Raw genomic sequence first — 23,245 nt, forward strand, 5'->3', positions numbered from 1 at the left:
AAAATTTTAATGATATCGTTAATCAAAAAAGCAGTTACATGAAAAAGACATTGATTTTGAAAGGCTTTGCCATGATGCTGGCCTGCGTTTTGGCGGCTACGGTAAGCCAGGCACAAGATGGTGCGAAACCGAGTCCAGCTAAAACGGCAACTGGGAAAGCGGGCAGCGCTAACATTACAATCAGTTATTCTGCGCCATCTGTTAAGGGACGGAAAATCTTCGGTGACCTGGTTCCATTCGATAAAGTGTGGCGCGCAGGAGCCAATGAGGCAACGATTTTTGAAACGGATAAAGACATTATGGTGGAAGGCCAGAAACTTCCGGCTGGGAAATATAGCCTTTACGCACTTCCGGGCGCAAATGAATGGTCGTTTATCTTCAATTCGCAAACCGGTCAATGGGGCATTAAGCGCGGCGGCGAGACTTCCAAAGACGCTTCCAAAGACGTGCTGACCGTGAAAGCGAAACCAGCAAAAAGCGCTTCTATGACGGAAGTAATGGCTTACGAGGTTACGCCGAAAGGTTTCACATTGCGTTGGGAAAATACAGAAGTGCCTGTTGCGATCAAGTAATAAAGGCATTGTTTCGGACAAAGGGTTGGTGGATTCGTTCGCCAACCCTTTTTTTATGCTGTCATCGAGGGAAGTGTGGAAATACAAGGGCAAATTTTAAAGATCGGTTTGGCAAGGTTTTCCGTGCCCGAAAGACGCAAACCAGACGCGTCGTTTTTATATCTTTTACCAGGAATAATTTGGCTTTAACAGGATTTTTCCATGATAAACAGACCATGGCACAACATTTGGATGTAACCGGTTGAGCTTCGGTTGGTGCCGGAGCTGCGAAGGCAAATCGTGTTGGCTTGTCCGCACGGATTTGTAATCATTTAAACTTTAATGTCAATCATGAAAAAATTGTTATTTGTAATTGCCTTTTTTGTCGCTGTTCAATCGGCTTCTGCTCAATCGTTTAGCATCGGACCGAAAGCTGGTCTCAATTTTAGTAACTATACTGGCGGTGATATCGAATCGGATGCTTTGGTAGGTTATCACCTGGGTGGTATAATCAATTACGGATTTGGGAAAGTGTTCTCGATCCAGCCAGAGGTGCTTTTCTCAACGCAGGGTGCAAAGGTGAACAACGCGGGCACAAAATCTGATTTCAAGATTAGTTATGTGACTGTTCCGGTAATGTTGAAATTTAAAACTAACGGTGGTTTCTATGTTGAATTCGGACCGCAGGTTGGTTTCAGAACTTCGACTGATATTCCTGATCAAACGATCAATAACTTTGCTAAAAACCTTGATCTTGCAGCAGCAGGAGGCATTGGTTACCAATCACCGATCGGATTGGGAGTTGGCGTAAGATATGTAGCCGGACTTTCGAAAGTAGGCGACTTTTCAGGTCAGAATATCGATCCTGACTTCAAAAACAGCGTAATCCAAGCCAGCCTTTTCTGGGCTATCCCATTGGTTAAATAATGATTTGACCAAAACTTGGAATAAAAAATAGCGGATGAACATTGGTTCATCCGCTATTTTTTTGTTGCCAAAAAGCAAAATTATTTCGTGATCAAAACTGGCAGCTGCGCTTCAAAAAGGGCTGTAAACTGTTCAACCGTAAGGATATGACCTTGTTTCTGCGCATTGTTTGCGAGATTATAAGCCCACTCCGCAGCAGCAAGTCTTTGCGTAGGTGTTCCGTGATGGCCATCGCTGGTAAATGAGCAGTCGCCAATGTTGAAAAAGACGCTTAAAAACTGCTTAACCCTTTTCCATTGCATAGAAGCACCTCTCGCGTGCGACAAATAATATGCAGCATATGCGTCTGCCATTAACTCCGTTCTGCGCGTGCCTTCCGGCGTTTGCTCATCAGGGAACAAGTCTAATTGAAACTGGATATGGTGTCCGAATTCATGCGCAAGAATTGCCTGGGGCGCAACATCCCCATATCCGATGGCTGCAAAACCTTCCATAATTCCGTCCCCCATAATGATCTTGTCCGGGATAACGCCATAGGGAGGGAAATTGAAACCTGATTGCGCGAAAGCATTGAATGTAAAAATCGGATGATCCCCTTTTTCATATTGCGGAACCTCATTAGCAAGTTCGACAACAATGTCGGCAAAAATGCCAGCCGTGGCTTCATCAAGGCCGAAAACCGCGACATAAGTCCGAATGATGCGGTCACGGTTCAGCAGCATATTTCCATGCATTGCCGCAAGAACGATCCCGTCCGAATCAATATTCCAGAACCGTTTCAAATCCTTGAATGCCTTCGTGATTTTCTGGGTAAACTGTCCGTCCGAGCCATAATATTGGTTGGAAGAACTGTTTTCAAACACCAACGCGTCGTAAGTCGGTAAGTCAAGCATCGCAAAATCCAGCACATATCCGATCAGTTCGTTGTTCCAATCAGCCAGTTCCTGATCGAGCCAGGCATTGATCGGCGTGTTACCGTCGCAAGGCGTCGGCTCAATCGCGCCAAGTGCTTTCAAGACAATGTTGCGATACTCCGGGTGCATTTTCAGCGTCAGCTCAGTTGTCTGGCGCATGTTTTTGCGAACATCCACTGGCAATGAAGCATGAACTTTACTGATCTTTTCCCGTAGTGCCGCAAGCGAAGTTTCCTGCGGATTAACAGCATTGCTTTTTTCAAGATTGTCCTGACAGCTTGTAGCAAGCACCAGCGAAAAGAGCAGCATCGTAGTAATTAGTCTAACCTGTTTCATAAGTAGTTTGTTGTTTTGTTCGACTGACAATATAGAATTTTTTTATTCAAATTGCATGCGTCTGTTTTCAAAAAACACAAAATCCCTACTGATTGATTATGAGGATGTTTTGGCCAAAAGTCCCGTCTTTTTAAAGACTCTAAATTAGCCTCAGGTGTGGGTGAAGTGAGATCGTTACGATATTTTTGACTTTTAAAATCTCCACGATTACGCTCACTATGAAACCGATTCAATACATTGTACACCGCGATACAGTTTGGTATAATCTGAACGATTATATCAATTTTCTGCTCGCAACACGCGCTTTGCAGCCCATTCTGCCGCAGCAACGCAAAAATCACAAGCCCAACAAAACTCCATCGCAGGTCGTTTTCGACAAACTGGACAAGTTTGAACCGGTATACTACATCCGTTACAACAACGAAGTTTACGTGGATTGGGTGGTGTACGAGTATTTTTTCAGGCCCTTGAAACCCTTCCTCACCAATCCGTCGGACTGGCGTGACGACAACAGCTTTTTCAGGCAGACACAGCTTTTCATCAACGAGTCAAAACTGACTTCGAACAGGAAAACGGCTGAGAAGGCGGCTGGCTATTTTTGTCAGGTTAATCCGCAATTCCAGCTTGCTGCACAGCATCAATAATCGAAATCCATGGTGTAGGAATAAGGTGGAAAACTGGTGCTTTCCACACGAACTGTAATCTTTTTGGGATAGCCGTTTGGCAAATATTCGTAGGTGTAAATGGTGTTTGAAATAACCACATTGTTACGCATATGCGTTTCCTTGATTGGATTATTCGGGCTCAATGAGCGAATGGAAATCTCGCCGTATGCATCCAATCCCAGTTTCAAAAAAGGATTTGGGCGGTCATCATAAGTGTATTGTGTTTCGCTTGTTTCGGTGGAATTCAGGGCTTTTGTGGTGCTCTTTGTTACATTATGCTGCTCATTACGCGCGTAAGTGTACGTTGCTTTGTCCGTCTTGGCGTCGTTCCATATCTCCTGTCTGGTAATGTAGCCACTTTTGTCAAAAGCAAAAACGCGGAGCACTTTCGAGCCCGTTTGCACGTCTTCGCGCGTCACCTCGCGGATCGAATCATTGGAAGCCGGCGCATAAGTCAGTGAAAAATAGGGGCGAAGCGTGTCAGCAGGATTTTGCCCTTCCGGAGTCTGGGAGCGGAGCATAACCTCAAACTTCTGCGGCACGCCGTTTTCTCTTTTATAAACACCTTTCTGTGAAAATTTCGGCAAAGGAGAAGCGACAAAACGCCTTTCCTCGGTAAAAATATTGCCTTCGTAAATGTATTCTGCTTCTAAGAGTCCATTGAATCGTACTTTACTCATCTTAACATCCACCTCACCGCTTCCAAATGGAGCTTGTTGTGTCACTTCCTCAGTGGGTTGCGGATCGGGTTTGTCTTTTTTATCACAACCAAAGACAAGGAGCATTGCAGCAAAGCATATCAATTTTTTCATAGCGCTAATTCGTAAAGTCTTATTTTCGGCAAGATATGAAGATAATTTTTGCAACACATTTACAATCTCCTGAATTAAATAAGCCTATCTACTTTGTAGACTAAATAGTTCGCCTAATTTTGCGGAGCAACCACCACCACTTTAAAACGAGCCAGGTTATTCTAACTTTTATTTTTAGAACACCCGTTCCAAAAATAAAGATGGCTTCAAAAATTTCTTCATTCTGTAAAAATACGAGTTGATAATGCATAAGATTTTTAAGTTCTGGCCTGTAAAAATGTTTCTATTGCTGCACGGGATTTCTAACGCTTTTGCGCAGCAACCGAAGCCAAACATCATCATCATTATGGCTGATGACCTGGGTTTTTCGGACATTGGTGCGTTTGGATCGGAAATCCGGACGCCTAATCTGGACAGGCTTGCCAGCGAGGGAATTAAGCTCACTTCATTTTACAATAGCGGCCGTTGCTGTCCGTCGCGCGCAGCATTGCTCACCGGTTTGTATCCGCATCAGGCAGGGATTGGCGATATGGTGCAAGACAAAGGATCGCCGGCTTACCAGGGTTACCTGAGTGAAAACAGCGCGACAATTGCGCAATTGCTCAAAATGAAAGACTATAATACGATTGTCTCCGGCAAATGGCATGTTGGGCTGGTGCCGTCTGCGCTGGCGCACAATCGGGGCTTTGACAAATCTTTCACCATGCTGAACAATGGCAGCAGTTATTTCAATTCCGAGCCCATTTATAATGATGGGCGAACTGTAACATTTCTTCTGAACGAGCAAAAGATAACTCGCAGCGACACATCCCGTTACCTGACACAGGCGATCACCGATTTCGCCGTAAAGTCATTGGACGAGTTAAAAGCCAGTTCAAAACCTTTCTTCTTATATGTGGCCTACACCGCACCGCATTGGCCTATCCAGGCTTTGTCCGAAGACATTGCAAAGTATAAAGGCAAATACATGAAAGGCTGGAATGCGCTCCGCGATCAACGCTTTGCCCGCCAAAATGAGCTGGGAATAATCAATAAAAACTGGCAATTGTCGCCTCGTTACAATGGTGGGAATGACTGGGAAAAACTTAATGCGCAGGAACGGGAAAGTTGGGATATGCGGATGGCTATATACGCAGCAATGATCGACCGGATGGATCTGGGCATCGGCGAAATTCTGGCCAAGCTGAAAGACATTCAAAAGGACAAAAACACGCTCATTGTTTTTGTTTCTGATAATGGTGGCAGCGGCGATACGGTGAAAGACTGGAATTATGTGACCCAGAAAAATGGCTCAGCAGGATCCGTGGCCTCCATTGACAGTTATTATCCCGAGTGGGGCAATGCAAGCAACACGCCTTTCAGCCTTTTTAAGAAAAATACGCATGAAGGCGGCATTGCTTCACCATTCATCGCATGGTTTCCGGGTCAGATCAAATCGGGCATTGCGAGCGATCAGGTTGGACATTTGATCGATTTACTGCCGACTTGCCTGGACTGGGCGGGCGTGCAATATCCGGCAGAGCTGAATGGCAAAAAGCTCACAACATTGCCCGGAAAAAGCCTTAAACCAACATTAACAAAAAATCAAACGGCAACCGACCGAACGGTTTTCTGGGAGCATGAGGGCAGCAGGGCCGTGCGTAGCGGACGTTGGAAGCTGGTTGCGGAGATTCATCAGCCGTGGGAATTGTACGATTTGCAAGCGGACCGGACGGAAACAAACAATGTCGCTGCGCAATTTCCGGATAAAGTCCGCGCGCTGGAAAAGCAATATCTTGAATGGGCTGATCGAGTAAACGTTGTGGATTGGGATCTTATTAAGGCGAAGTAGTTTTTCACCTCCTGATTGTTGTCTCCTAACATCGTTTTCGTTAAGTTTATAACCTTGCTTATTCCGTGTTAAAAAGTAGTAAATGATCTGTTGCCGTGCTGCTATTTGAACTTCTTCTTTTCATTTTTGTCGGGACATTTGTTTTCATCGTGAGTGAAATCGTTTGCTGGTTTGAAGCGCAATTTCCTGCCAAACAAAAGCCGCCGAGACGCAAACGTAAAAGCGAAATTAAGGCCAATCTCGACGTGCTTTACCAATCTTACCAAAAGGGGTTGCTGGATGAAGTAACCTATCTCGATCAAACCGACGAGCTCATTGATCAGCTTGCTGAGCTGACCTATAAATAGACTTTATGCGCCTTCATTACACCATGCTCGTTTCGCTGCTGCTTTGCAAAACGGCCGCAACATTCGCCCAGTCTTCCAACACGCCGCCTGTGCGGCAAGCACCCAACCGCCCCACCGTCGTTGCTGGCATTCCGGTCAATTACAGCGAGGATTCAACCGGAACTTATCAGCTTCCGGATCTTTTGAAATGCAATGATGGCCAAGCTGTCACCAGCGCGAAGATCTGGACAGAAAAGCGCCGTCCTGAGCTTCTGAAAATGGTTGAAGAAATCCAGTTTGGCAAAATGCCGCCTGCGCCTGGAAAGCTTCGCACCAAAATGCTGGAAAAAGAAACCAGCGCATTGAACGGCACTGCATTGCGCAAGCAAGTGCGAATTTATCTGACCGCTGACACTGCTGATCATTATATGGATCTGCTGGTTTACACGCCCGCATCCGCCAAAAAAGCGGTTCCACTGCTTTTAAACATTTCATTCTCTGCTTATAACCAGGTTATTGATGACACAGGCTTGCTGGTGGGCAACATTTGGAAAGATGGGAAAAAGATCCGCGCAGACCAGCCAAGTCCGTTTGGAAAAATGAATGTGGCGCAATTTATCGATGCCGGAATGGGTTTCGCAACCGTTTATTACGGAGACATTGAGCCCGATTTTAAAGATGGTCTTCCGTATGGAATCAGACAGCAATATCTAAAATCACCCGGCGACAAGCCCGCACCCGACGAATGGGGCGCCATTGCGGCGTGGGGGTGGGGGCTGAGCCGTGCATTGGATTATCTGGAAACGGATGAGAAAGTGGACGCAAAACGCGTGGCTTTGCAAGGTGCTTCGCGTTTGGGAAAAACCGTGCTGTGGGCTGGAATCCGTGATCCAAGATTCAAAATGGTGATTGCGAGTATTTCCGGTGAAGGCGGTGCGGCATTGGCGAGAAGAAATTACGGAGAAACGATCGCCCATATTTCTGATCCGTCCCGCTATTTATATCAATTTGCGACCAATTATCACGATTATGCAGATAAGGTTCAGGAAATGCCGTTCGACGCACACGCACTTGTTGCATTAATGGCGCCACGGCCGCTGCTCTTGCAAACAGGCAGCACCGATTACTGGTCTGATCCCAAAGGTGAATTTTTGTCCGCCCTGGCAGCAGCGCCTGTTTACAAGCTTTTTAATAAAACCGCACCTGAAAATGTGGCTTTTCCAGCTGCCGGCGACACCTCATTACTTATGAAAGATCTCGGATATTACATGCACGAAGGCGGCCACACCGTGCTGCCCGAAGACTGGAAACTGATGATTTCTTACATGCAAAAATTTCTTTTTTAAACGCTTAACCCGCAATCATGCACCTTAATAAGCAGGCAATTCAAGATACAGAACGTATCAAACGTTTAAATATCATCAACTCAATTACCGGAATAAAACCTGCGAATTTGATTGGGACAATTTCACCCGATGGAAAAACCAATCTGGCCATTTTTAGCTCTGTGATCCATTTGGGCAGCAATCCGGCACTGATCGGCTTCATTATCAGGCCAGACCGCGAAGCCGGACAGCATACTTTTGACAACATTAAGGAAGTAGGATTTTACACGATCAACCACATCCACGAGTCGTTCATTGAACAAGCGCATTACACGTCAGCGAAGTTTGCCAGGGAAGAATCGGAATTTGATAAATGTGCATTGACGGAAGAATACATTGCCGATTTTTCAGCGCCATTTGTAAAGGAAAGCACATTGAAGCTCGGAATGAAGTTTCTGCAACTGATCCCCATTGAAGTCAACGGAACTGTGCTGGTTATCGGCGAAGTGGAGCACGCCATCATTCCCGACGATTCGATGGATGAAAACGGCCAGCTTGATCTCAGTAAGGTAAATGATGTCGGGATTTCCGGGCTTAACAGTTATTATAAGCTCGAAAAGATTGCTGAGTTTCCATACGCACGTCCTGCTAATCTGCCTACTTTCTCGCCTTCCGCTTCGTCATAACCAACGGCGCGTTCAGGTCAGCACTGTAACGCCATTTGTACAGGTCACTGCCCGGCAGATTATATTGATTTTTGACAATGCCAACGGAATCTTCCGTCACCGGCCGTTCGCTGTCGTACATGATTGCAGTTTTTTGCGCAAAGCAATGCCCTTGCAAAATCAGGAGAATGATGAAAAGCGACAGATATTTCATGAGCTGATGCTGGATAGAAAGTCACCATCAATTTACAATTTATTTGCTCACCCTTCAATACATTCGCCGGATTATTCCTGGTTAACGAAACCATCTGGCACAATTTTAGACGGCTAGCGGCACATTCATACAACAAACGATTACATTAAAATTCATCGATATGAAAAAGTCAGTAATATTAGCTTTTGCCATCCTCTGCGGTGCTGCAACGGCAACATATGCACAAAAATCATCCGTTGCGAAGACCCGCGAGGAAACAGCCAATTCGTCAAAAGAAACGCAAACCAAGGCTCAGACCGCACAAAAAAGTCCTAGCGGCACAACGGCAAACGGCGGAGAAGGAGCCACGGATACACGCAGCAGACAAGCGCAGAAAAGCACAGTAAATGATGGCAGCACACGCCCAGGCGGCGCTTCTAACAAAAATGCGAATGACGTAGGCCGATATTCCGACGCGGACAACGAAAAGTCAATGACGCATTCAAAAAAGGCGTTGGCAGAACGTAAGAAAAATTTAACAGAAGCAGATACGGTTGTTAAAAAAGGAAGCGGATCAGGTTCAGAGAAACGCGAAAAACCTGACGGGGAAAACGGGCAATTACCGAAATAATGACGCCCAGCAAAGTCAGAAACCAAAGTCAGATCGCTAGTCTTTAAGATTTTTCAAAATAATAAAACCCGGTTCATTGAGCCGGGTTTTGCTATTTTAAATGGCGCTGATAATCATATCCGGACAGGTGCTTTTACGCTTAATATGAAGATGGTGTTGACGGGTTGATAATCGTTTGGAAAAATCTATAATTGTAGAAACAAAAACTAACACGCCATGTTAACATTAAGAAAACCAACCAGATCAGCGCTGACATTGTGGTGCTCGGCAAGCTGCCTGCTCATCTCCACCGTAGCAGCCTCAGCCCAGGGAACCGCAACCGCCCCCACGCCGGTATATAAGGAAAAAGTCTTCACCGTGGCAGAGCATTCGCCCGAGTTTCCGGGAGGGAACGAAGCGATTGAAAAATATTTGTCAGAAAACCTCAAATTCCCGGAAAAGGCACCGGATAAATTGCGAAAAAAAACTGTGTTTACCGAATTCATCGTCACTGAAACAGGTGCGCTGGTCGATGTGCAAGTGGTGAAGCCCGACAATGAACTAATAACCGCCGAAGTCATCCGCGTCCTCAAAAACATGCCCCCCTGGATCCCCGCCAAACAAGCCAACAGATCGGTAGGTTTCCATTATAAACTCCCGATTAAATTCCCGCAAGAATAGAATATTGATTAAAAGCGCCGCCGCAGAGGCTCCTCCAGAGCATTAAGGCAATTAAAAAAAGCAATCAGCGCAATGCTGGTTGCTTTTTTTAATGATGCGGATGCCTAACATTTTGCCAAAACAATATCAATTCAAATTCCGGTATTCATTTGGTGTCACGCCGGTTTTTTGTTTGAAAAGCCTTGTAAAATGCTGCTGATACTTAAATCCAAGCTGGTAAGCAATTTCGCTGAGCGAATGATTGGCTTCGAAAACCTTGACTTTTGCTTCGTCGATCAGTCGCGTTTGAATGAAATCCAATGCAGTGTGTCCCGTTTCTTTTTTAATTAAATCTCCGAAATAGTTGGGTGACAAATTCAGCTTCTCAGCGCAGTAACCTACGCTAGGCAAGCCAATGGTCTGTGACTTTCCTGATTTGAAATAATCATTAAGCAATTCTTCAAACCGCACGAGAATGTCCTTATTAACATGGGTGCGGGTGATAAACTGCCGGTCGTAAAACCGCATGCAGTAGTTTAAAAACAACTCAATATTGGAAACGATCAGCGTCTTGCTGTGCTTATCAATGTTCTGATCAATCTCTGCATTGATCTTTTCCAGGCAATCGACAATGGTTTCCTTTTCTTTTTTGGACAAATGCAATGCTTCATTTACCTCATAAGAAAAGAACGAATAATCCTTGATCACACGACCCAAATGCGTTCCAGCGATCAGATCGGGATGAAAAACCAGTGCATAACCCGATGGCTTGGTCACAACACCTTTGCTATCAATGCCGTAAACCTGTCCGGGAGCTACAAAAACCAATGTTCCGTCTTCGTAATCGTAAGGCTGGCAGCCGTAGATCATGTCGCCGCACTTGATGTTTTTGAAAAAAACGGCATAAATCCCCATATAGCGCCGGAAATATTGCGCGGAAGGCATTTCATTGAAATTGACCACACTCACAAGCGGATGCAGCGTTTCCGCACCGATCCAGTTGTTATACTGCTTTACCGTATCAATTCTTTCTACCTGTTCCATCATTTCGAAATTTGCAAGACCAAATATAACACCGGCCGAAAGATTGATTTTATATGAAAGGCGCAATCAGTAAAAGTGGTAAATAAACCTGTAACCTGTATAAAACCGGTGCAGCCAGCTTGGGCGACCTTTGCCTTACACAATGGCATACAATTGTTACAAAATGTTACGCCTCAATAAATCAATAACTTACATGATAATAACCATGACACCAGTGCACGATACGCCGCCAAAACCCAGATGGTGCACATTGCCAACGATCAGCATGAACCCATACAAAATTATCCTATTTCTTATTTTCATTGCTACCAACATGCAGGCGCAAACAAGTAAAACGCAATCGCTAAACCCGCAAGAACAGAGTATTTCCATCATTTCCGCATTGACCGCAGCAGGCGATATGGACGGACTGACCACACAGCTCAATGCTGGTTTGGACGCTGGATTAACTGTTGAGGAAACCAAAGAAATACTGGTTCAGCTTTACGCGTACTGCGGTTTTCCAAGAAGTTTGAATGCGATTAATGCATTAATGGAGGTGGTGGAAAAACGGAAGGCGAGCGGGAAGAATGATAAACAGGGAAAAGTCTTTGTCCCCAATAAAAAACAGTCGGATAAATACGAGCAGGGCCGGAAAGTGCTCGAAACTTTAACCAAAACAACCCAGACCAAACCTGCTCCCGGCTTTGGTGAATTTGCACCGCGCATTGATGCTTTTCTGAAAGAACATTTGTTTGCGGATATTTTTGAAAGCGAAGTGCTCACGATGCAGCAGCGCGAGATTGTGACCATTTCTGCATTGGCTGCTATGCCGGGCGTCACATCGCAGTTGCAGGCGCATGTGAAAATGGGAATGAATATAGGGGTAACTGAGAACCAGCTCGCCGGGATTGCAGACCTGGTTGAAAAGCACGTCAGCAAAACGCAGGCGAATACATTGCGGACGATCATTTCAAAACCATTGGCACCGGTTATTGAAAAGGATATGATGGTGCGGATTTCGGAGATTGAGATTGTGCCTGAATTTTTGGAAGAATATAATGCGATTTTGAAGGAAGAATCGTCGGCGTCGGTTGAGAAGGAGCCGGGTGTGGTGACTATTTTTCCAATGTATATGAAAGAGCAGCCGAATCAGATTCGGATCGTGGAGATCTATGCCGATAGCGCCGCTTACCAGTCGCATTTGAAGACGCCGCATTTTCAGCATTACAAAACGACGACCTTGAAAATGGTGAAGGCATTGAAATTGATAGATATGAATACAATCGATTCACAGACCATGCTGGAAATCTTTAAAAAATTGAAATAACGGTTAATGAGTACAGAAAAAGACATTTTCGCCCGGTTAAAGGCTGGCGAACTGCTTCGGAAGGATGATCCTGAATATGGGAAATTCGCGGAAGTAGTTGCCCGGACGATCCGGTTATGTGTGCAAATGAATGCGAACGCCACCGAGCTGGATCAGGTGCGGGCACAATTGAGTGAAATTATTGGCACGAAAATCGACACATCAACTACGATCTTTCCGCCGTTCTACACCAATTTCGGCCAGTCCATTAGTTTGGGTAAAAACGTTTTTATCAATCACGCCTGCTCATTTCTAGACATTGGCGGGATTATTATTGAAGACCATGTGCAGATCGGCCCGCGGGTTAATATTACCTCCGAAAATCATCCGCTTGATCCCGGCGACCGCACCACATTAATTCCCAAACCGGTGATTATAAAACAAAATGCATGGATAGGCGCTGGCGCAACCATCCTGCCCGGCGTGACGATTGGCGAGAATGCCATTGTGGCGGCAGGTGCGGTTGTAAGCCGCGATGTTCCTGCGAATACGGTTGTGGCAGGCATTCCTGCAAAAGTTGTAAAAACAGATTTAACTATAAGTAACTAATAAAATGACTGAAACAACAAACATCAAAGCCTACGGCACAACAGCAGCCGACGCACCTTTAAATGAAATGGACATCAACCGCAGAGTGCCAACTCCGCATGACGTTCAAATTGAAATTCAATATTGCGGTGTTTGCCACTCCGACATTCACACGGCTAAAAACGAATGGCGCGGCACGATCTATCCCTGTGTTCCGGGTCATGAAATCGTGGGAAAAATCATCCGCGTCGGTGATCATGTAACCAAGTTCAAAGTAGGCGACACGGTGGGTGTGGGTTGCATTGTGGATTCATGTCGCGAGTGCCAGTATTGCCAGGAAGGTCTGGAACAATATTGCGAGCCAGGCATGACGGGGACTTATAATTCGCCGGACAAATACCTGGACACGCCTACTTTCGGCGGTTATTCTGAAAGCGTGGTGGTGGATGAAAATTACGTTTTACGCATTCCTGAAAACCTTGATCTGGCGGCTACGGCTCCGTTATTATGCGCTGGAATTACCACATATTCTCCATTGAGACATTGGAATGTAGGACCGGGTCAAAAGGTAGGGATCGTAGGAATCGGCGGTTTGGGCCACATGGGGATCAAGATCGCGAAAGCAATGGGCGCGCACGTGGTTGCATTCACGACTTCGGAATCAAAATTTGGTGAGGCAAAACGATTAGGTGCGGATGAGGTGGTTTTGTCAAAAGATAAGGATCAAATGGCTGCTTACACGGGCAAGCTCAACTTCATTCTCGACGCTGTTTCGGCGGAGCATGATATCAATGCATTCCTGAGTTTGCTTCGCGTGGATGGTTCGCTGGCATTGGTTGGCGCACCTGAAAATCCGCTGCCGGTTGCTGCTTTCAGCGTGATCCAGGGACGCAAAAGTTTTGCAGGTTCCATGATCGGCGGCATTGCGGAAACACAGGAAATGCTGGATTTCTGCGGCGAGCATAACATTGTCGCGGACATTGAAATGATCGACATTCAGGAGATCAACGAGGCTTACGAACGGATGATCAAGGGCGATGTAAAATACCGTTTCGTGATCGATCTGGCTTCCATCAAGAAGTAAGGATTTGCACTAATCAACACTCACCATGAACAAAAACCACGCACCCGATAAGCCTGAAAATCCGCATAGCAGCGATTCCAGGCGCGATTTCTTAAAAACGACTTCCATCTTAACCGCCATTGCCGTTGCGCCCGCGACGGTCTCGAAAGCAGCGCAGTTGGAGGTGGAGGAGAAGATCCATACTGCATTCGAAACCACGCCCGTAAACCTGACGGTAAATGGTGTGAAAAAGCAGCTTAATCTCGAACCGCGCTCGACGCTTCTGGATGTGCTCCGCGAGCAGCTGGATTTGACCGGGACCAAAAAAGGGTGTGATTATGGTCAATGCGGCGCGTGTACGGTTCATGTGAATGGGCAGCGCGTGCTATCCTGCCTGAGCCTGGCCATTATGCATGAGGGTGAGGAGATTACGACCATTGAAGGGCTGGCAAAAGGCGAAGAGCTGCATCCGATGCAGCAGGCTTTTATCAAACACGACGGTTTTCAATGCGGTTACTGCACGCCCGGACAGATCATGTCCGGTATTGCCTGCATTAACGAAGGTCATGCCAATAATGAGGACGATATCAGGGAATTCATGAGCGGGAATATTTGCCGTTGCGGAGCTTATCCCAACATTGTGAAGGCAATTCAGGAAGTTAAAAACGGGGGGCAGAAATCATGATACAATTCCAATACGAACGCGCAACGACCACGAAAGCGGCCATCACCGGTCTGGCAAATAGCAGCAATGCGAAGTTCATCGCCGGCGGCACCAACCTGGTCGACTTAATGAAGCGGAACATTACCGCGCCCACCAAACTGGTGGACATTAACAAAGTCCCGCTCAAAGACATTCAGCAGCAAAACGGCAGAACCGTCATCGGTGCATTGGCATTGAACAGCCAGGTAGCCGATCACAAACTGATCATTGAGAAACATCCGCTGCTTTCCCAGGCATTGAACGCAGGCGCGTCGGCGCAGATCCGGAACATGGCAACAGTTGGCGGAAACATGATGCAGCGCACGCGTTGCCACTATTTTTACGACACGGCTTTGCCTTGCAACAAACGCGAACCGGGTTCCGGATGCGGCGCATTGGAAGGTTTGAACCGGATGCATGCCGTGTTCGGCACAAGCGAGCAGTGCATTGCTGTGCACCCGAGCGATATGTGCATCGCGCTGGTCGCATTGGACGCGACGGTTTTGGTAGCAGGCCCGAAAGGTGAAAGACGCATTCCGTTTGAGGAATTTCACCGGCTTCCGGGCAATCAACCCGACAAGGATAACACGCTCCAAAACAATGAAATGATCATTTCGGTGGAGATCCCGGACAATGCATTCAGCAAAAACAGCCATTATATGAAAATCCGCGACCGTGCTTCTTATGCATTTGCATTGCTATCGGTGGCGGCGGCTTTGAACATGGACGGGAAAGTGATCAAGGATGCGAGATTGGCGATGGGCGGCGTGGCGCACAAGCCGTGGCGATTGAAAGAGGCGGAAAAAGCATTGGTAGGCAAACCGGCTACGGAGGAAACGTTCAGACAAGCTGCGGAGATCGCCATGCAAGGTGCGAAGGCTTACAAATACAATGCATTCAAACTGAAACTCGGCCCGAATGTGATTGTGGAAGCCCTGAAAAATGCCGCTGGCCTGGTGTAATCCTAACCCCGAAATTGACAGATCATGAACGAAGCATTTTTTGATAAAAAAGATTACAAGCCGCTCGACCGGGTGGACGGCCGCCTGAAAGTAACCGGCGCAGCCAAATACTCGGCCGAATATCCGTTGGCTAACATGGCTTACGCTGTGCTGGTGGGAAGCCGGATTGCGAAGGGCACCATCAAAAGCATTGATTCCAAAGCCGCCGAACGCGCGCCGGGTGTGCTGGCAGTGATTTCGCATGTGAATGCGATCAAAGTGCCGGGTTACCAGCCGAAAGGCGAGCACCCTTCGGAGCCGCCGACGAATGGTCAGCCGCTGCGCGTGTTTTTCGATAATAAAGTCGTTTCCAATGATCAGCCGATTGTGGCAGTCGTGGCGACGAGTCTGGAAAAGGCGCAGTATGGCGCTTCTTTGGTAAAAATCCAGTATAACAAAGAGCAGCATCAGACCGACCTGGAAGCGAATGCGAAGAATGCAAAGCTTCCGAATGCTGCCAAGAAAAACCCGAAATCACCCACAGCAGATTACGACCGCGGACAGAAGGATGCATTTGAAACTGCACCCGTGAAAATCGAGGCGGAATATGTGTTGCCGACCGAGGTGCATAACCCGATGGAATTGCAGGCGATCATCGCGCATTGGGAAGCCGACGATAAGCTGACGGTTTACGACAAGGTGCAGGGCACCAAAATGACGCAGAAGAATTTTGCCAAGGAGTGGAATTTGCCGGAGGAGAATGTGAAGTGCATTACCACATTTGTAGGCGGCGCATTTGGAAATGGATTACATAATTGGCCGCACGAAACGGCTGCTATTATTGCTGCAAAACAGGTTAAGCGACCGGTTAAGCTGGTTTTGACGCGCGAACAAATGTTCACGATGGTGGGTTACCGCCCACGCACCTGGCAGAGAATACAAATGGGAGCGACAAAAGATGGAAAATTGGTGGCGATCAATCACGAATCCATAGGACAGACTTCCAGCTACGAAGAATTTACCGAATCCACATTGCAGCAAACGCGGATGATGTATGCGTCGCCGAGTGTAGAGCACGCGTTACCGGATTCTGCCGCTCAATGTCGCCACGCCGATCTGGATGCGCGGGCCGGGTGAGGCAACCGGTGCTTTTGGACTGGAATCAGCCATGGACGAGATGGCGCATGCAATCGGCATGGATCCGATCGATTTCCGGCTTGCGAATTACACCGAATCCGACCCAGACAAGAATATGCCGTGGTCGACCAAATACATGCGGGAATGCTATGAAGAAGGCAAAAAGCGCATTGGCTGGGACAACCGGAAACTGAAACCAGGCGAAGCTCGGGAAGGCGATTGGCTGGTGGGTTACGGAATGGGAACGGGCACATTCGGTGCAAATCGCAGTCCGGCAACGGTCCATGCAGAACTCTACAAGAATGGTAACCTCGTGATGCATTGCGCGATCACCGACATTGGCCCCGGAACTGGAACGGCAATGGTGCAGATTGCATCCAACACAACGGGTATCCCGACTGAAAAAATCACATTCCACCTCGGTAACTCGGAGTTTCCCAATGCAGGTTTGCAGGGAGGCTCGTCGACCGTGAATAGCGTTGGCCCTGCGGTGCTGGCGGCTTGCAATGCATTGAAAGAACAGCTTATCACCATGGCAGCTGCCAAAGGGAATACGGCTTTTACTTCTGCAAAACCGGATGATTTAATGTTTGACAAAAACGATTTACAGCTCGGTGGTAAGTCCGCTAAAACGACGCTTGCCGATTTATTCAAACAAAATAACATTGAAAAAATAGAGACCACCAACGAATCCAAACCCGACGAAAACCGGAATAAATATTCGATGAATGCATTCTCGATGCACTTTGCCAAAGTCCATGTGCATCCGGCGACAGGGCAGGTTAGGGTGAAGAAAATTGTTTGCTGCGCGGACGCGGGCACCATTGTAAGTCCGAAAACCGCGGCTAGTCAAATGATCGGCGGCGCAACGGGCGGCATTGGAATGGCATTAACCGAAGATGCGGTAATTGATCACCGGTTTGGCCGATATGTGACCAAAGACCTGGCCGATTACCACGTGCCGGTTCACGCCGATGTGCCGGACATTGATGTATATTTCGTAAACAAACCCGATTTGCTGGCCGATCCGGTTGGTAGTAAAGGTTTGGGTGAAATTGCCATTATCGGCGTCGCGCCTGCAATTGCGAATGCTATTTTTAATGCGACCGGGAAGCGGATCCGGGAACTGCCGATCACGCCGGATAAGCTGATCTGATCTTAATATTATATCAAAAAACCGGGCATTGCTGTCCGGTTTTTTGCTTTTTCGACACCCAAAACCTTATTTCTCCTCATCTTTCACAGGCTCCATCATCTTATGCATATTTGCTGCCACCGCCGTGTCAGGCATTATGTGGCTGGATGCAACCATTGCTTTGTTTTTGAGCCCCGAAACGATCTTGTCCTGACCAGACATTAATGCTTCGTAACCGTCCCGGGCCACTTTTGCAGGATCTGCGGGCGAGCCTTCTTTCACCATTTTAGCATCTTCCTGGTCGGCTTTCCGGAAGAAATCCGTGTCAGTTACGCCTGGGAGCAATGCGGTTATGGTAACATTCGTATCTTTCACTTCGTCTCGGATTGCCTCGGTGAATGAAGTCACAAATGCTTTTGTAGCGTGGTAAACGGATTGTAACGGACCGGGCATTTCGCCGCCGATGGAGGACACATTCAGTATTTTTCCCTCATTCCGCGCAACCATTTCTTTCAAAAAACATTTGGTAAAAGACACATAAGCCCCAATGTTCAGCTGAATGATGTCGAGCTCGCGGTTAATGTCTGTTTCCACAAACTCGCCATACTGACCCTGGCCGGCATCATTCACCAATGCATTGATCGTAATTCCGCGCCGCGTCACTTCTTCATACACTTCAAATGGCGCTTCCCGCCTGAAAAGGTCGCTCGCGATCGGCACCACTTCGATGCCATATTGCTGTGTAAACTCGGAAGCCGTGCGTTCCAGCTCCTCCTGGCTGCGCGCCACGATCACGAGGTTGTATTTATCCTGTGCAAAACACCGCGCAAGTTCAAGCCCGATCCCGCTCGTCGCGCCGGTAATCAAGGCATATTTTTGATCTGACATAGTTTTAGTTGTTTGATGGATTTAAAAATCGCATCGGGATTATAAAAATCTTGCCAGGAATCAGTGAGGAAAATGCACGTCGCGGACGTATTCCCAGGGACCGCCGAGATAACGCCATAACTGAATTCCGCTTATGGCAAACTCAAATGGTTCGAATTGCTGCACAAGCGCCGCTTGCAGTTCTTTCGCGGATTGCGGCTCTACTTTATTTTGTATCGTCACATGAAAGTTTCGCTTTTGTCTGTCTTGCGCAGTGAGCGATTCAGACCAGCGTTTTCGCAACTTTTCATGCAATGCCGGAAGTTGCGGCGACACAATTTTAAGAGCCGTGCCTCTGCCAAGGGAAACGATATTTTGACAAGTAACCTGAAACTGCATTTGATCCTGGGCAAGTTCCGTCAGATCCGCCACAACCCAGGGCTCGTCGGGCAATGCGTGAAAAAGCGTCAAATGTGCATTTAAATAATTTCGCTCCGGCGGAAAATGCTTTTTTCGAAGCGCATTGAAATATTCCTGGGCCGGCGCAGCCATTATAAGTGTGGCAACGAGTGGCGGTTTTTCCGGACTAGTTTCAGGATTGTGCATATTTTAGTGCTTTGCCAAAAACCACTGTAAAACTGTTCCAGCGCATCGCCAGCCAGATTTTTATTTCGAAGGTGCTGAGGGTTGATCCGGATTAATACCGAGCTCTTTCAGGATCAGATTGGTTACATTGTTTTCTTCCGCGCCTGCAAACAGAATAAATGGGACTGTGCCTTCGCCGCCATCCATGTTGAAGATGTAAAAATAACCGTTCTTTTTCCCCACCTGCTGAATTGCGGTGTTAACCTTGTTGAAAATAGGCTCCATAAGCTGCTGCTGCTTGTTTTGCAACGACAACTGTGCTTTGTTCCGCATATCCTGGATCCGGGTTTGTAAGTTGGCCAGTTCTTTTTCCTTGTCGGCGCGGATGATTTCAGTCATTTGCCCGGCGGTTTTTTGATAAATATCGGCCTTGGCCTGAAACTCTTTAATGGCTTCATCGATTGCTTTTTCCAGCTGCGTGCGGGTGGTTTCCATTTGGCCTTTTGATCCAGCTCTCAAACGCGCCGACAGTCTCGAAGCTGCAAGGGCCGATTTTTTCCAGCATGATGAAAATGGAGTTCGCAACGGCATCTTCCACTTTCTGCCTATCCGACAAATATCTTCGCGCTATCCGGTGCAGGATTTTACCATAGGCATCGAAAAGTTTCCGCTGCGAACAGACGTCCTTTTGCTGAGCCTTGTGAATGGTGGATAGCGTAATCAATGTCGCTTGCGAATGTTCTGTTGGTAAGAAGAATCTCACCCGGCAAATGGTTGCCTGGCGTTAAAAACTTTTTACTTATTAACCACGTCGCAATCGGCAATGAGCCCTTCTGCGGTGAGGTGAACGAGCACAAACCGGTCCGGGTCGTCTCCGCTGATGAGGTAAGTTGTGATTTCGGCAATGTCGCTGCCGTGGCGCTGGATTTTTCTGCCGGCAACTTGCTCAGTGTGAACAAATCGGATGGACTTAATGCCGTTCAGGCCGCGTGTGCCTTGTACAAAAGCGCTGCGGGTGCCGCTCGCGATCCCGGGAGCATTTTCTAACATTTTACCACCTTTGGCTAAGGCGTTCAGGGCTGGTCCCATGCGTTTTGTGCGGGCCGGATCGGGATCTGTGGCTGGTTTTGCATTTGAAAACAGCGGCCCTATGCGCGGCACTTTCCGCTCCTCATTGCCTGTTTTCCAGATAAATTCGGTCACTTTTCCCTTTGCATCCGGGCTAAAAGTGAAGGAAGCATCACGTTCTGTGGAAGCAAACTGCGTTGCCGATACGGGCACAAATTCTTCGTCCGGCAAGCCGTCAGCCAATGAAAAGAGGCGGTTGTTTTCGGATTGGAGGGTCAGCATCCAGTTGTTTTCAAGCTCATATCTTCCTTCAAAAGCGGCAAGCTTCGCCGGGCTGACCTTGGCAGCGATCCGGTTGATCGGCTTGCGGGAAGCAAAACCTTTCCATTGGTAATGAACGGCAACGGCTTCAAAAATCTTGTTCAGCATCCGGGCATTGTCATTGGTGTTGATCATGATCACAACGCCCTGACCGGTTTCAACACCAGCCGTCATCAAAGCATCAAAACCTTCATCCCGGCCTCCATGTCCAAAGCGCCTGGTCGAACCTTCGCCTTCGAGGAACAGTCCCAATCCGTCATTATTCTTCTGGTCTGTCAACATTTGTTCCGTCATGGATTGCGATAAGACCGAACCTGGCTTACCTGTGAAGCCGTTTTGAATGCTGATTGCAAACCTGGCGAGGTCAGAAGGCGTCGTCCACAATCCGGCTGCCGCCATTTCGGGATAAATGTGCCAGCGGCCGTTAACCAGTTTCTTATCGCTGGAATGTGCAGTCGCTGTCAGCTTTGCCTTGTCGGTAGAAAGTGGTTGCTCAAAAGTGCTTTCGCGCATGTTTAATGGCCTCAATACAGCCTCCTGCATATAGTCCGGATATGTTTTACCAGTTACATCGATCACAAGCTGCTGCATAACCGTGTATCCGCCACCCGAATAGCGCCATTGGCTTCCGGGAACGAAATCGACCCGAACTGCACCTGTGTTAGCAGGCGTAATTCCGTCAAGAACCTGAGGAACGGAAGGGATGGGACCGCTCGCATTGTAACCCGGAAATCCTTGAACCGTCAGTCCCGCCGTGTGGCTAAGCAAACCGCGCAATGTTACTTTTTTGTCTTTGGTAAATTCATTTTCAGGCACTTTCCAGGTGCGCAGCTTAGCATTAACGTCTTCATCAAGGGACAATTTATTTTGCTCAACCAAATACAAAGCCCCGGCAGCGGCAACGGATTTACTAATCGAGCCCGCCTGAAACAATGTCGACTCGGTCACCGGCACAGCGCCCGTTTTGTCAATAAATCCGTAACCCTTAGCCTTAACAATCTTCCCACCCTCAATAACCCCCAGCGACAACCCAGGAACCTGCCTTTTCTGCATTAAAGACAAAATAAAAATATCCAAACTATCCGCCTGCACCGCTGCATTAGCTGCAACCTCTTGCACAGGAGATTTTTCAGCGACGGCTAATTTCTGCTGCGCAAAGGTTTGAAATGGAAGAAGGGCGAGGAGGAGGGTGTATTTGATTTTCATAGATGCTAATTAGAGAAATTAATTTCAAAACCCACCCAACCTTCTGCATGCCTGTTGCAGTTTATTTTATTGACGGGATTCACCTGGTCGATTTGTTTAAACTTTAATCTTATAGCCATGAAAAAAGAAACATTTGTGTTGCTGATCGCCTTGTTTTTTGTGCAGCTTGTTGCTTGCGAGCGGAGCAAAATGGAGCGTGAATCGCCTGCTCCCGTGACCGAGAAGTCGTTGCGAGATGCGAATGGCGGGTCGCGGATCGAAACCGCCAAAACGACCGGGATCAAGTTGAAGGAACCAACGCTTTTTACCAAAGTCGATGGGAAAACACCTAATGTCATGTGGCGCGTTACACCCAAGCAAGTCGTTGAAACAAATGGGACGCAGGGATTAATTTACTTCCAGGAGCCGGGGAAATATACGATTGCTGCCATTGACAGCCTCGGTGCCGACACAGCTTACATTAGTGTGGAAGTGATCAATGAAATGTACATCAGGCCCGATTACACGCAGCAGATCCAGGCGGATGATGAGCTCATCGTGACGCCGCGCACTTTTGCCGATTCTGCCAATTATCTGGACTTGAAACTGACCACCAGAAATGCTTACAAATGTCTTGAAAATGAGCTCGGCGTTTCGGGTGCGAAAACCGGTGACAATTATGCGTGTGAAGTTACAAATGTTAATGTAATTTGGGATTGCACAACCGGCGAGGCTCCGTCGAAGCGCGTTTTGGTGGTCGACCGGGACATTAAGGATGGCGCGTCGGGCAAGCTCAGCATTAAGTTTAAAGGCAAGACTTACGAAGGCACTTTCAAACGAAATGGCAAGGGTTACACCTTCGACTGGCCACATAATCAGGGTGTTACTTTCACGACCAAGTCTATTTAAAGCATTCCATATCCGCGCAATAAGCTTAAACGCATTAGCAAGGTTCTAATAAAAAACATTTGGAGAGCCTCGAATCTATATTGGCCGGATGCCGGCGCAGGGAACGTCAGAGTCAGGAACAGCTGTACCGGCGATTTTACCCTGCGCTGTTTGCCTTATGCAAGAATTTTTTTGAAGAAAAACACGATGTGCTCACGGCATTGAACAATGGAATGCTGAAAGTATTTAAGAACATCGATCAATACAATCCCGAAAACGGTGCGTTTTTCAACTGGATGTACACAACGGTGCGAAATGCAGCGCTGACATTGCTGCGCGATCAAAAAAACCAATATTTCGATTACCAGGAAATTGATGACGAAATGGGTTTCGTTTCCAGTGAAAATCCGCTGGATGCGCTCACTGCCGGAGACATTCACATTTATCTGCTGCAATTGCCCGTGGCAACAAGAAGGATCTGCGGATTATTTTATCTGGATGGATTCTCAATCAGGGAAATAGCCGAGGCGCTGGAAATTAGCGAAGGCACCGTTAAATGGCATTTGAGTGAAAGCAGGAGCAGATTGAAATCCATTTTTGAAAAGTCACTTCGTTGA

Annotated in this window: 27 protein-coding genes; 18 read left to right on the forward strand and 9 right to left on the reverse strand. The window is 47.4% G+C overall.

The annotated features are described in order from the left end of the window. Nucleotides 1-38 precede the first annotated feature (38 nt). Nucleotides 39-572, forward strand: coding sequence for a DUF2911 domain-containing protein (locus AC0IYG_RS08215; RefSeq protein WP_471710611.1), 534 nt, complete (start codon nt 39-41; stop codon nt 570-572). Nucleotides 573-902: 330 nt separating this feature from the next. Next, entirely contained in the window at nt 903-1,478 is a 576-nt protein-coding gene (locus tag AC0IYG_RS08220) for a porin family protein (protein ID WP_471710612.1), read from the forward strand. An 80-nt stretch (nt 1,479-1,558) separates the two neighbouring features. Here the strand turns inward: AC0IYG_RS08220 and AC0IYG_RS08225 are convergent, their stop codons facing one another. After that, nucleotides 1,559-2,728: a hypothetical protein gene (locus AC0IYG_RS08225; RefSeq protein WP_471710613.1), complete on the reverse strand. Its 1,170-nt coding sequence runs from the start codon at nt 2,726-2,728 to the stop codon at nt 1,559-1,561. A gap of 218 nt (nt 2,729-2,946) precedes the next feature. On the opposite strand from AC0IYG_RS08225, the gene AC0IYG_RS08230 reads away from it, so the two are divergent. Next, entirely contained in the window at nt 2,947-3,372 is a 426-nt protein-coding gene (locus AC0IYG_RS08230) for a hypothetical protein (protein ID WP_471710614.1), read from the forward strand. Here AC0IYG_RS08230 and AC0IYG_RS08235 read toward each other — a convergent pair. Further along, nucleotides 3,366-4,205: a hypothetical protein gene (locus AC0IYG_RS08235; RefSeq protein WP_471710615.1), complete on the reverse strand. Its 840-nt coding sequence runs from the start codon at nt 4,203-4,205 to the stop codon at nt 3,366-3,368. The genes AC0IYG_RS08230 and AC0IYG_RS08235 overlap by 7 nt on opposite strands. A 244-nt stretch (nt 4,206-4,449) precedes the next feature. On the opposite strand from AC0IYG_RS08235, the gene AC0IYG_RS08240 reads away from it, so the two are divergent. From AC0IYG_RS08240 to AC0IYG_RS08255, 4 genes are all read left to right on the forward strand, one after another. Beyond that, a complete protein-coding gene (locus tag AC0IYG_RS08240; RefSeq protein WP_471710616.1) occupies nt 4,450-6,036 on the forward strand; it encodes an arylsulfatase in 1,587 nt (528 codons plus the stop codon). Between the two features lie 95 nt (nt 6,037-6,131). Continuing rightward, nucleotides 6,132-6,383 (forward strand): hypothetical protein, encoded by a 252-nt coding sequence (locus AC0IYG_RS08245; protein WP_471710617.1) that lies wholly within the window; start codon nt 6,132-6,134, stop codon nt 6,381-6,383. A gap of 5 nt (nt 6,384-6,388) precedes the next feature. After that, a complete protein-coding gene (locus AC0IYG_RS08250) occupies nt 6,389-7,708 on the forward strand; it encodes an alpha/beta hydrolase family protein (RefSeq protein WP_471710618.1) in 1,320 nt (439 codons plus the stop codon). Between the two features lie 107 nt (nt 7,709-7,815). Continuing rightward, the gene (locus AC0IYG_RS08255) at nt 7,816-8,373 is read left to right on the forward strand and encodes a flavin reductase family protein (protein WP_471710619.1); all 558 of its coding nucleotides are present in this window, start codon (nt 7,816-7,818) and stop codon (nt 8,371-8,373) included. Here the strand turns inward: AC0IYG_RS08255 and AC0IYG_RS08260 are convergent. Then, on the reverse strand, nt 8,345-8,566 hold the full coding sequence (locus AC0IYG_RS08260) for a hypothetical protein (RefSeq protein WP_471710620.1): 222 nt from the start codon (nt 8,564-8,566) through the stop codon (nt 8,345-8,347). The two genes, AC0IYG_RS08255 and AC0IYG_RS08260, sit on opposite strands and share 29 nt — an antisense overlap. Nucleotides 8,567-8,726: 160 nt before the next feature. Here AC0IYG_RS08260 and AC0IYG_RS08265 point away from each other — a divergent pair, with 160 nt between their 5' ends. Together AC0IYG_RS08265 and AC0IYG_RS08270 are read left to right on the forward strand one after the other, a co-directional pair. Next, nucleotides 8,727-9,176: a hypothetical protein gene (locus AC0IYG_RS08265; RefSeq protein ID WP_471710621.1), complete on the forward strand. Its 450-nt coding sequence runs from the start codon at nt 8,727-8,729 to the stop codon at nt 9,174-9,176. Between the two features lie 216 nt (nt 9,177-9,392). Further along, nucleotides 9,393-9,836 (forward strand): energy transducer TonB, encoded by a 444-nt coding sequence (locus AC0IYG_RS08270; RefSeq protein WP_471710622.1) that lies wholly within the window; start codon nt 9,393-9,395, stop codon nt 9,834-9,836. A gap of 126 nt (nt 9,837-9,962) precedes the next feature. On the opposite strand, the gene AC0IYG_RS08275 is transcribed toward AC0IYG_RS08270, so the two are convergent. Further along, the gene (locus AC0IYG_RS08275) at nt 9,963-10,862 is read right to left on the reverse strand and encodes a helix-turn-helix domain-containing protein (RefSeq protein WP_471710623.1); all 900 of its coding nucleotides are present in this window, start codon (nt 10,860-10,862) and stop codon (nt 9,963-9,965) included. Between the two features lie 202 nt (nt 10,863-11,064). Here AC0IYG_RS08275 and AC0IYG_RS08280 point away from each other — a divergent pair, with 202 nt between their 5' ends. Genes AC0IYG_RS08280 through AC0IYG_RS08310 form a run of 7 tightly spaced genes read left to right on the forward strand, consistent with a single transcriptional unit; the run spans nt 11,065 to nt 17,735 of the window. After that, nucleotides 11,065-12,168 carry a carboxymuconolactone decarboxylase family protein gene (locus AC0IYG_RS08280; RefSeq protein WP_471710624.1) on the forward strand — a complete coding sequence of 368 codons (1,104 nt, stop codon included), beginning with the start codon at nt 11,065-11,067 and terminating at the stop codon, nt 12,166-12,168. Between the two features lie 6 nt (nt 12,169-12,174). Continuing rightward, complete coding sequence (locus AC0IYG_RS08285; RefSeq protein ID WP_471710625.1) at nt 12,175-12,756, forward strand: sugar O-acetyltransferase; 582 nt, start codon at nt 12,175-12,177, stop codon at nt 12,754-12,756. A gap of 4 nt (nt 12,757-12,760) precedes the next feature. Next, nucleotides 12,761-13,819: an NAD(P)-dependent alcohol dehydrogenase gene (locus AC0IYG_RS08290; protein WP_471710626.1), complete on the forward strand. Its 1,059-nt coding sequence runs from the start codon at nt 12,761-12,763 to the stop codon at nt 13,817-13,819. 25 nt (nt 13,820-13,844) lie between these two features. Continuing rightward, the gene (locus tag AC0IYG_RS08295; RefSeq protein ID WP_471710627.1) at nt 13,845-14,483 is read left to right on the forward strand and encodes a (2Fe-2S)-binding protein; all 639 of its coding nucleotides are present in this window, start codon (nt 13,845-13,847) and stop codon (nt 14,481-14,483) included. Beyond that, nucleotides 14,480-15,463: an FAD binding domain-containing protein gene (locus AC0IYG_RS08300; RefSeq protein WP_471710628.1), complete on the forward strand. Its 984-nt coding sequence runs from the start codon at nt 14,480-14,482 to the stop codon at nt 15,461-15,463. Before AC0IYG_RS08295 ends, AC0IYG_RS08300 begins: the two co-directional genes overlap by 4 nt. 24 nt (nt 15,464-15,487) lie before the next feature. After that, a complete protein-coding gene (locus AC0IYG_RS08305) occupies nt 15,488-16,579 on the forward strand; it encodes a xanthine dehydrogenase family protein molybdopterin-binding subunit (protein ID WP_471710629.1) in 1,092 nt (363 codons plus the stop codon). After that, nucleotides 16,563-17,735, forward strand: coding sequence for a xanthine dehydrogenase family protein molybdopterin-binding subunit (locus tag AC0IYG_RS08310; RefSeq protein ID WP_471710630.1), 1,173 nt, complete (start codon nt 16,563-16,565; stop codon nt 17,733-17,735). The genes AC0IYG_RS08305 and AC0IYG_RS08310 overlap by 17 nt, the downstream gene beginning before the upstream one ends. Nucleotides 17,736-17,801: 66 nt before the next feature. On the opposite strand, the gene AC0IYG_RS08315 is transcribed toward AC0IYG_RS08310, so the two are convergent. From AC0IYG_RS08315 to AC0IYG_RS08335, 5 genes are read right to left on the reverse strand one after another with little or no spacing between them, the layout of a single operon-like run. Further along, nucleotides 17,802-18,602 (reverse strand): SDR family NAD(P)-dependent oxidoreductase, encoded by an 801-nt coding sequence (locus tag AC0IYG_RS08315; protein ID WP_471710631.1) that lies wholly within the window; start codon nt 18,600-18,602, stop codon nt 17,802-17,804. Between the two features lie 60 nt (nt 18,603-18,662). Continuing rightward, nucleotides 18,663-19,187: a 2'-5' RNA ligase family protein gene (locus AC0IYG_RS08320; protein WP_471710632.1), complete on the reverse strand. Its 525-nt coding sequence runs from the start codon at nt 19,185-19,187 to the stop codon at nt 18,663-18,665. Nucleotides 19,188-19,247: 60 nt separating this feature from the next. Continuing rightward, nucleotides 19,248-19,661, reverse strand: coding sequence for an OmpH/Skp family outer membrane protein (locus AC0IYG_RS08325; protein WP_471710634.1), 414 nt, complete (start codon nt 19,659-19,661; stop codon nt 19,248-19,250). Then, nucleotides 19,621-19,929, reverse strand: coding sequence for an RNA polymerase sigma factor (locus AC0IYG_RS08330; protein WP_471710635.1), 309 nt, complete (start codon nt 19,927-19,929; stop codon nt 19,621-19,623). Before AC0IYG_RS08330 ends, AC0IYG_RS08325 begins: the two co-directional genes overlap by 41 nt. A 32-nt stretch (nt 19,930-19,961) precedes the next feature. Next, nucleotides 19,962-21,761, reverse strand: coding sequence for a serine hydrolase (locus AC0IYG_RS08335; RefSeq protein ID WP_471710636.1), 1,800 nt, complete (start codon nt 21,759-21,761; stop codon nt 19,962-19,964). Nucleotides 21,762-21,878: 117 nt separating this feature from the next. On the opposite strand from AC0IYG_RS08335, the gene AC0IYG_RS08340 reads away from it, so the two are divergent. Both AC0IYG_RS08340 and AC0IYG_RS08345 read left to right on the forward strand, forming a co-directional pair. After that, on the forward strand, nt 21,879-22,649 hold the full coding sequence (locus AC0IYG_RS08340; protein ID WP_471710637.1) for a hypothetical protein: 771 nt from the start codon (nt 21,879-21,881) through the stop codon (nt 22,647-22,649). 59 nt (nt 22,650-22,708) lie between these two features. After that, the gene (locus AC0IYG_RS08345) at nt 22,709-23,245 is read left to right on the forward strand and encodes an RNA polymerase sigma factor (RefSeq protein WP_471710638.1); all 537 of its coding nucleotides are present in this window, start codon (nt 22,709-22,711) and stop codon (nt 23,243-23,245) included.

The sequence above is a fragment of the Dyadobacter sp. AC419 genome, assembly GCF_979253085.1.

Excerpts from the sequence above, each read along its gene's own strand:
- AC0IYG_RS08250 (WP_471710618.1), top strand. The coding sequence starts at position 6,389 with ATGCGCCTTCATTACACCATGCTCGTTTCGCTGCTGCTTTGCAAAACG.
- AC0IYG_RS08230 (WP_471710614.1), top strand. The coding sequence starts at position 2,947 with ATGAAACCGATTCAATACATTGTACACCGCGATACAGTTTGGTATAAT.
- AC0IYG_RS08340 (WP_471710637.1), top strand. The coding sequence starts at position 21,879 with ATGAAAAAAGAAACATTTGTGTTGCTGATCGCCTTGTTTTTTGTGCAG.
- AC0IYG_RS08300 (WP_471710628.1), top strand. The coding sequence starts at position 14,480 with ATGATACAATTCCAATACGAACGCGCAACGACCACGAAAGCGGCCATC.
- AC0IYG_RS08240 (WP_471710616.1), top strand. The coding sequence starts at position 4,450 with ATGCATAAGATTTTTAAGTTCTGGCCTGTAAAAATGTTTCTATTGCTG.
- AC0IYG_RS08305 (WP_471710629.1), top strand. The coding sequence starts at position 15,488 with ATGAACGAAGCATTTTTTGATAAAAAAGATTACAAGCCGCTCGACCGG.
- AC0IYG_RS08260 (WP_471710620.1), bottom strand. The coding sequence starts at position 8,566 with ATGAAATATCTGTCGCTTTTCATCATTCTCCTGATTTTGCAAGGGCAT.
- AC0IYG_RS08225 (WP_471710613.1), bottom strand. The coding sequence starts at position 2,728 with ATGAAACAGGTTAGACTAATTACTACGATGCTGCTCTTTTCGCTGGTG.
- AC0IYG_RS08270 (WP_471710622.1), top strand. The coding sequence starts at position 9,393 with ATGTTAACATTAAGAAAACCAACCAGATCAGCGCTGACATTGTGGTGC.
- AC0IYG_RS08325 (WP_471710634.1), bottom strand. The coding sequence starts at position 19,661 with ATGGAAACCACCCGCACGCAGCTGGAAAAAGCAATCGATGAAGCCATT.
- AC0IYG_RS08290 (WP_471710626.1), top strand. The coding sequence starts at position 12,761 with ATGACTGAAACAACAAACATCAAAGCCTACGGCACAACAGCAGCCGAC.
- AC0IYG_RS08265 (WP_471710621.1), top strand. The coding sequence starts at position 8,727 with ATGAAAAAGTCAGTAATATTAGCTTTTGCCATCCTCTGCGGTGCTGCA.
- AC0IYG_RS08315 (WP_471710631.1), bottom strand. The coding sequence starts at position 18,602 with ATGTCAGATCAAAAATATGCCTTGATTACCGGCGCGACGAGCGGGATC.
- AC0IYG_RS08275 (WP_471710623.1), bottom strand. The coding sequence starts at position 10,862 with ATGATGGAACAGGTAGAAAGAATTGATACGGTAAAGCAGTATAACAAC.
- AC0IYG_RS08310 (WP_471710630.1), top strand. The coding sequence starts at position 16,563 with ATGCGCGGGCCGGGTGAGGCAACCGGTGCTTTTGGACTGGAATCAGCC.
- AC0IYG_RS08280 (WP_471710624.1), top strand. The coding sequence starts at position 11,065 with ATGACACCAGTGCACGATACGCCGCCAAAACCCAGATGGTGCACATTG.
- AC0IYG_RS08320 (WP_471710632.1), bottom strand. The coding sequence starts at position 19,187 with ATGCACAATCCTGAAACTAGTCCGGAAAAACCGCCACTCGTTGCCACA.
- AC0IYG_RS08215 (WP_471710611.1), top strand. The coding sequence starts at position 39 with ATGAAAAAGACATTGATTTTGAAAGGCTTTGCCATGATGCTGGCCTGC.
- AC0IYG_RS08285 (WP_471710625.1), top strand. The coding sequence starts at position 12,175 with ATGAGTACAGAAAAAGACATTTTCGCCCGGTTAAAGGCTGGCGAACTG.
- AC0IYG_RS08220 (WP_471710612.1), top strand. The coding sequence starts at position 903 with ATGAAAAAATTGTTATTTGTAATTGCCTTTTTTGTCGCTGTTCAATCG.
- AC0IYG_RS08295 (WP_471710627.1), top strand. The coding sequence starts at position 13,845 with ATGAACAAAAACCACGCACCCGATAAGCCTGAAAATCCGCATAGCAGC.
- AC0IYG_RS08335 (WP_471710636.1), bottom strand. The coding sequence starts at position 21,761 with ATGAAAATCAAATACACCCTCCTCCTCGCCCTTCTTCCATTTCAAACC.
- AC0IYG_RS08235 (WP_471710615.1), bottom strand. The coding sequence starts at position 4,205 with ATGAAAAAATTGATATGCTTTGCTGCAATGCTCCTTGTCTTTGGTTGT.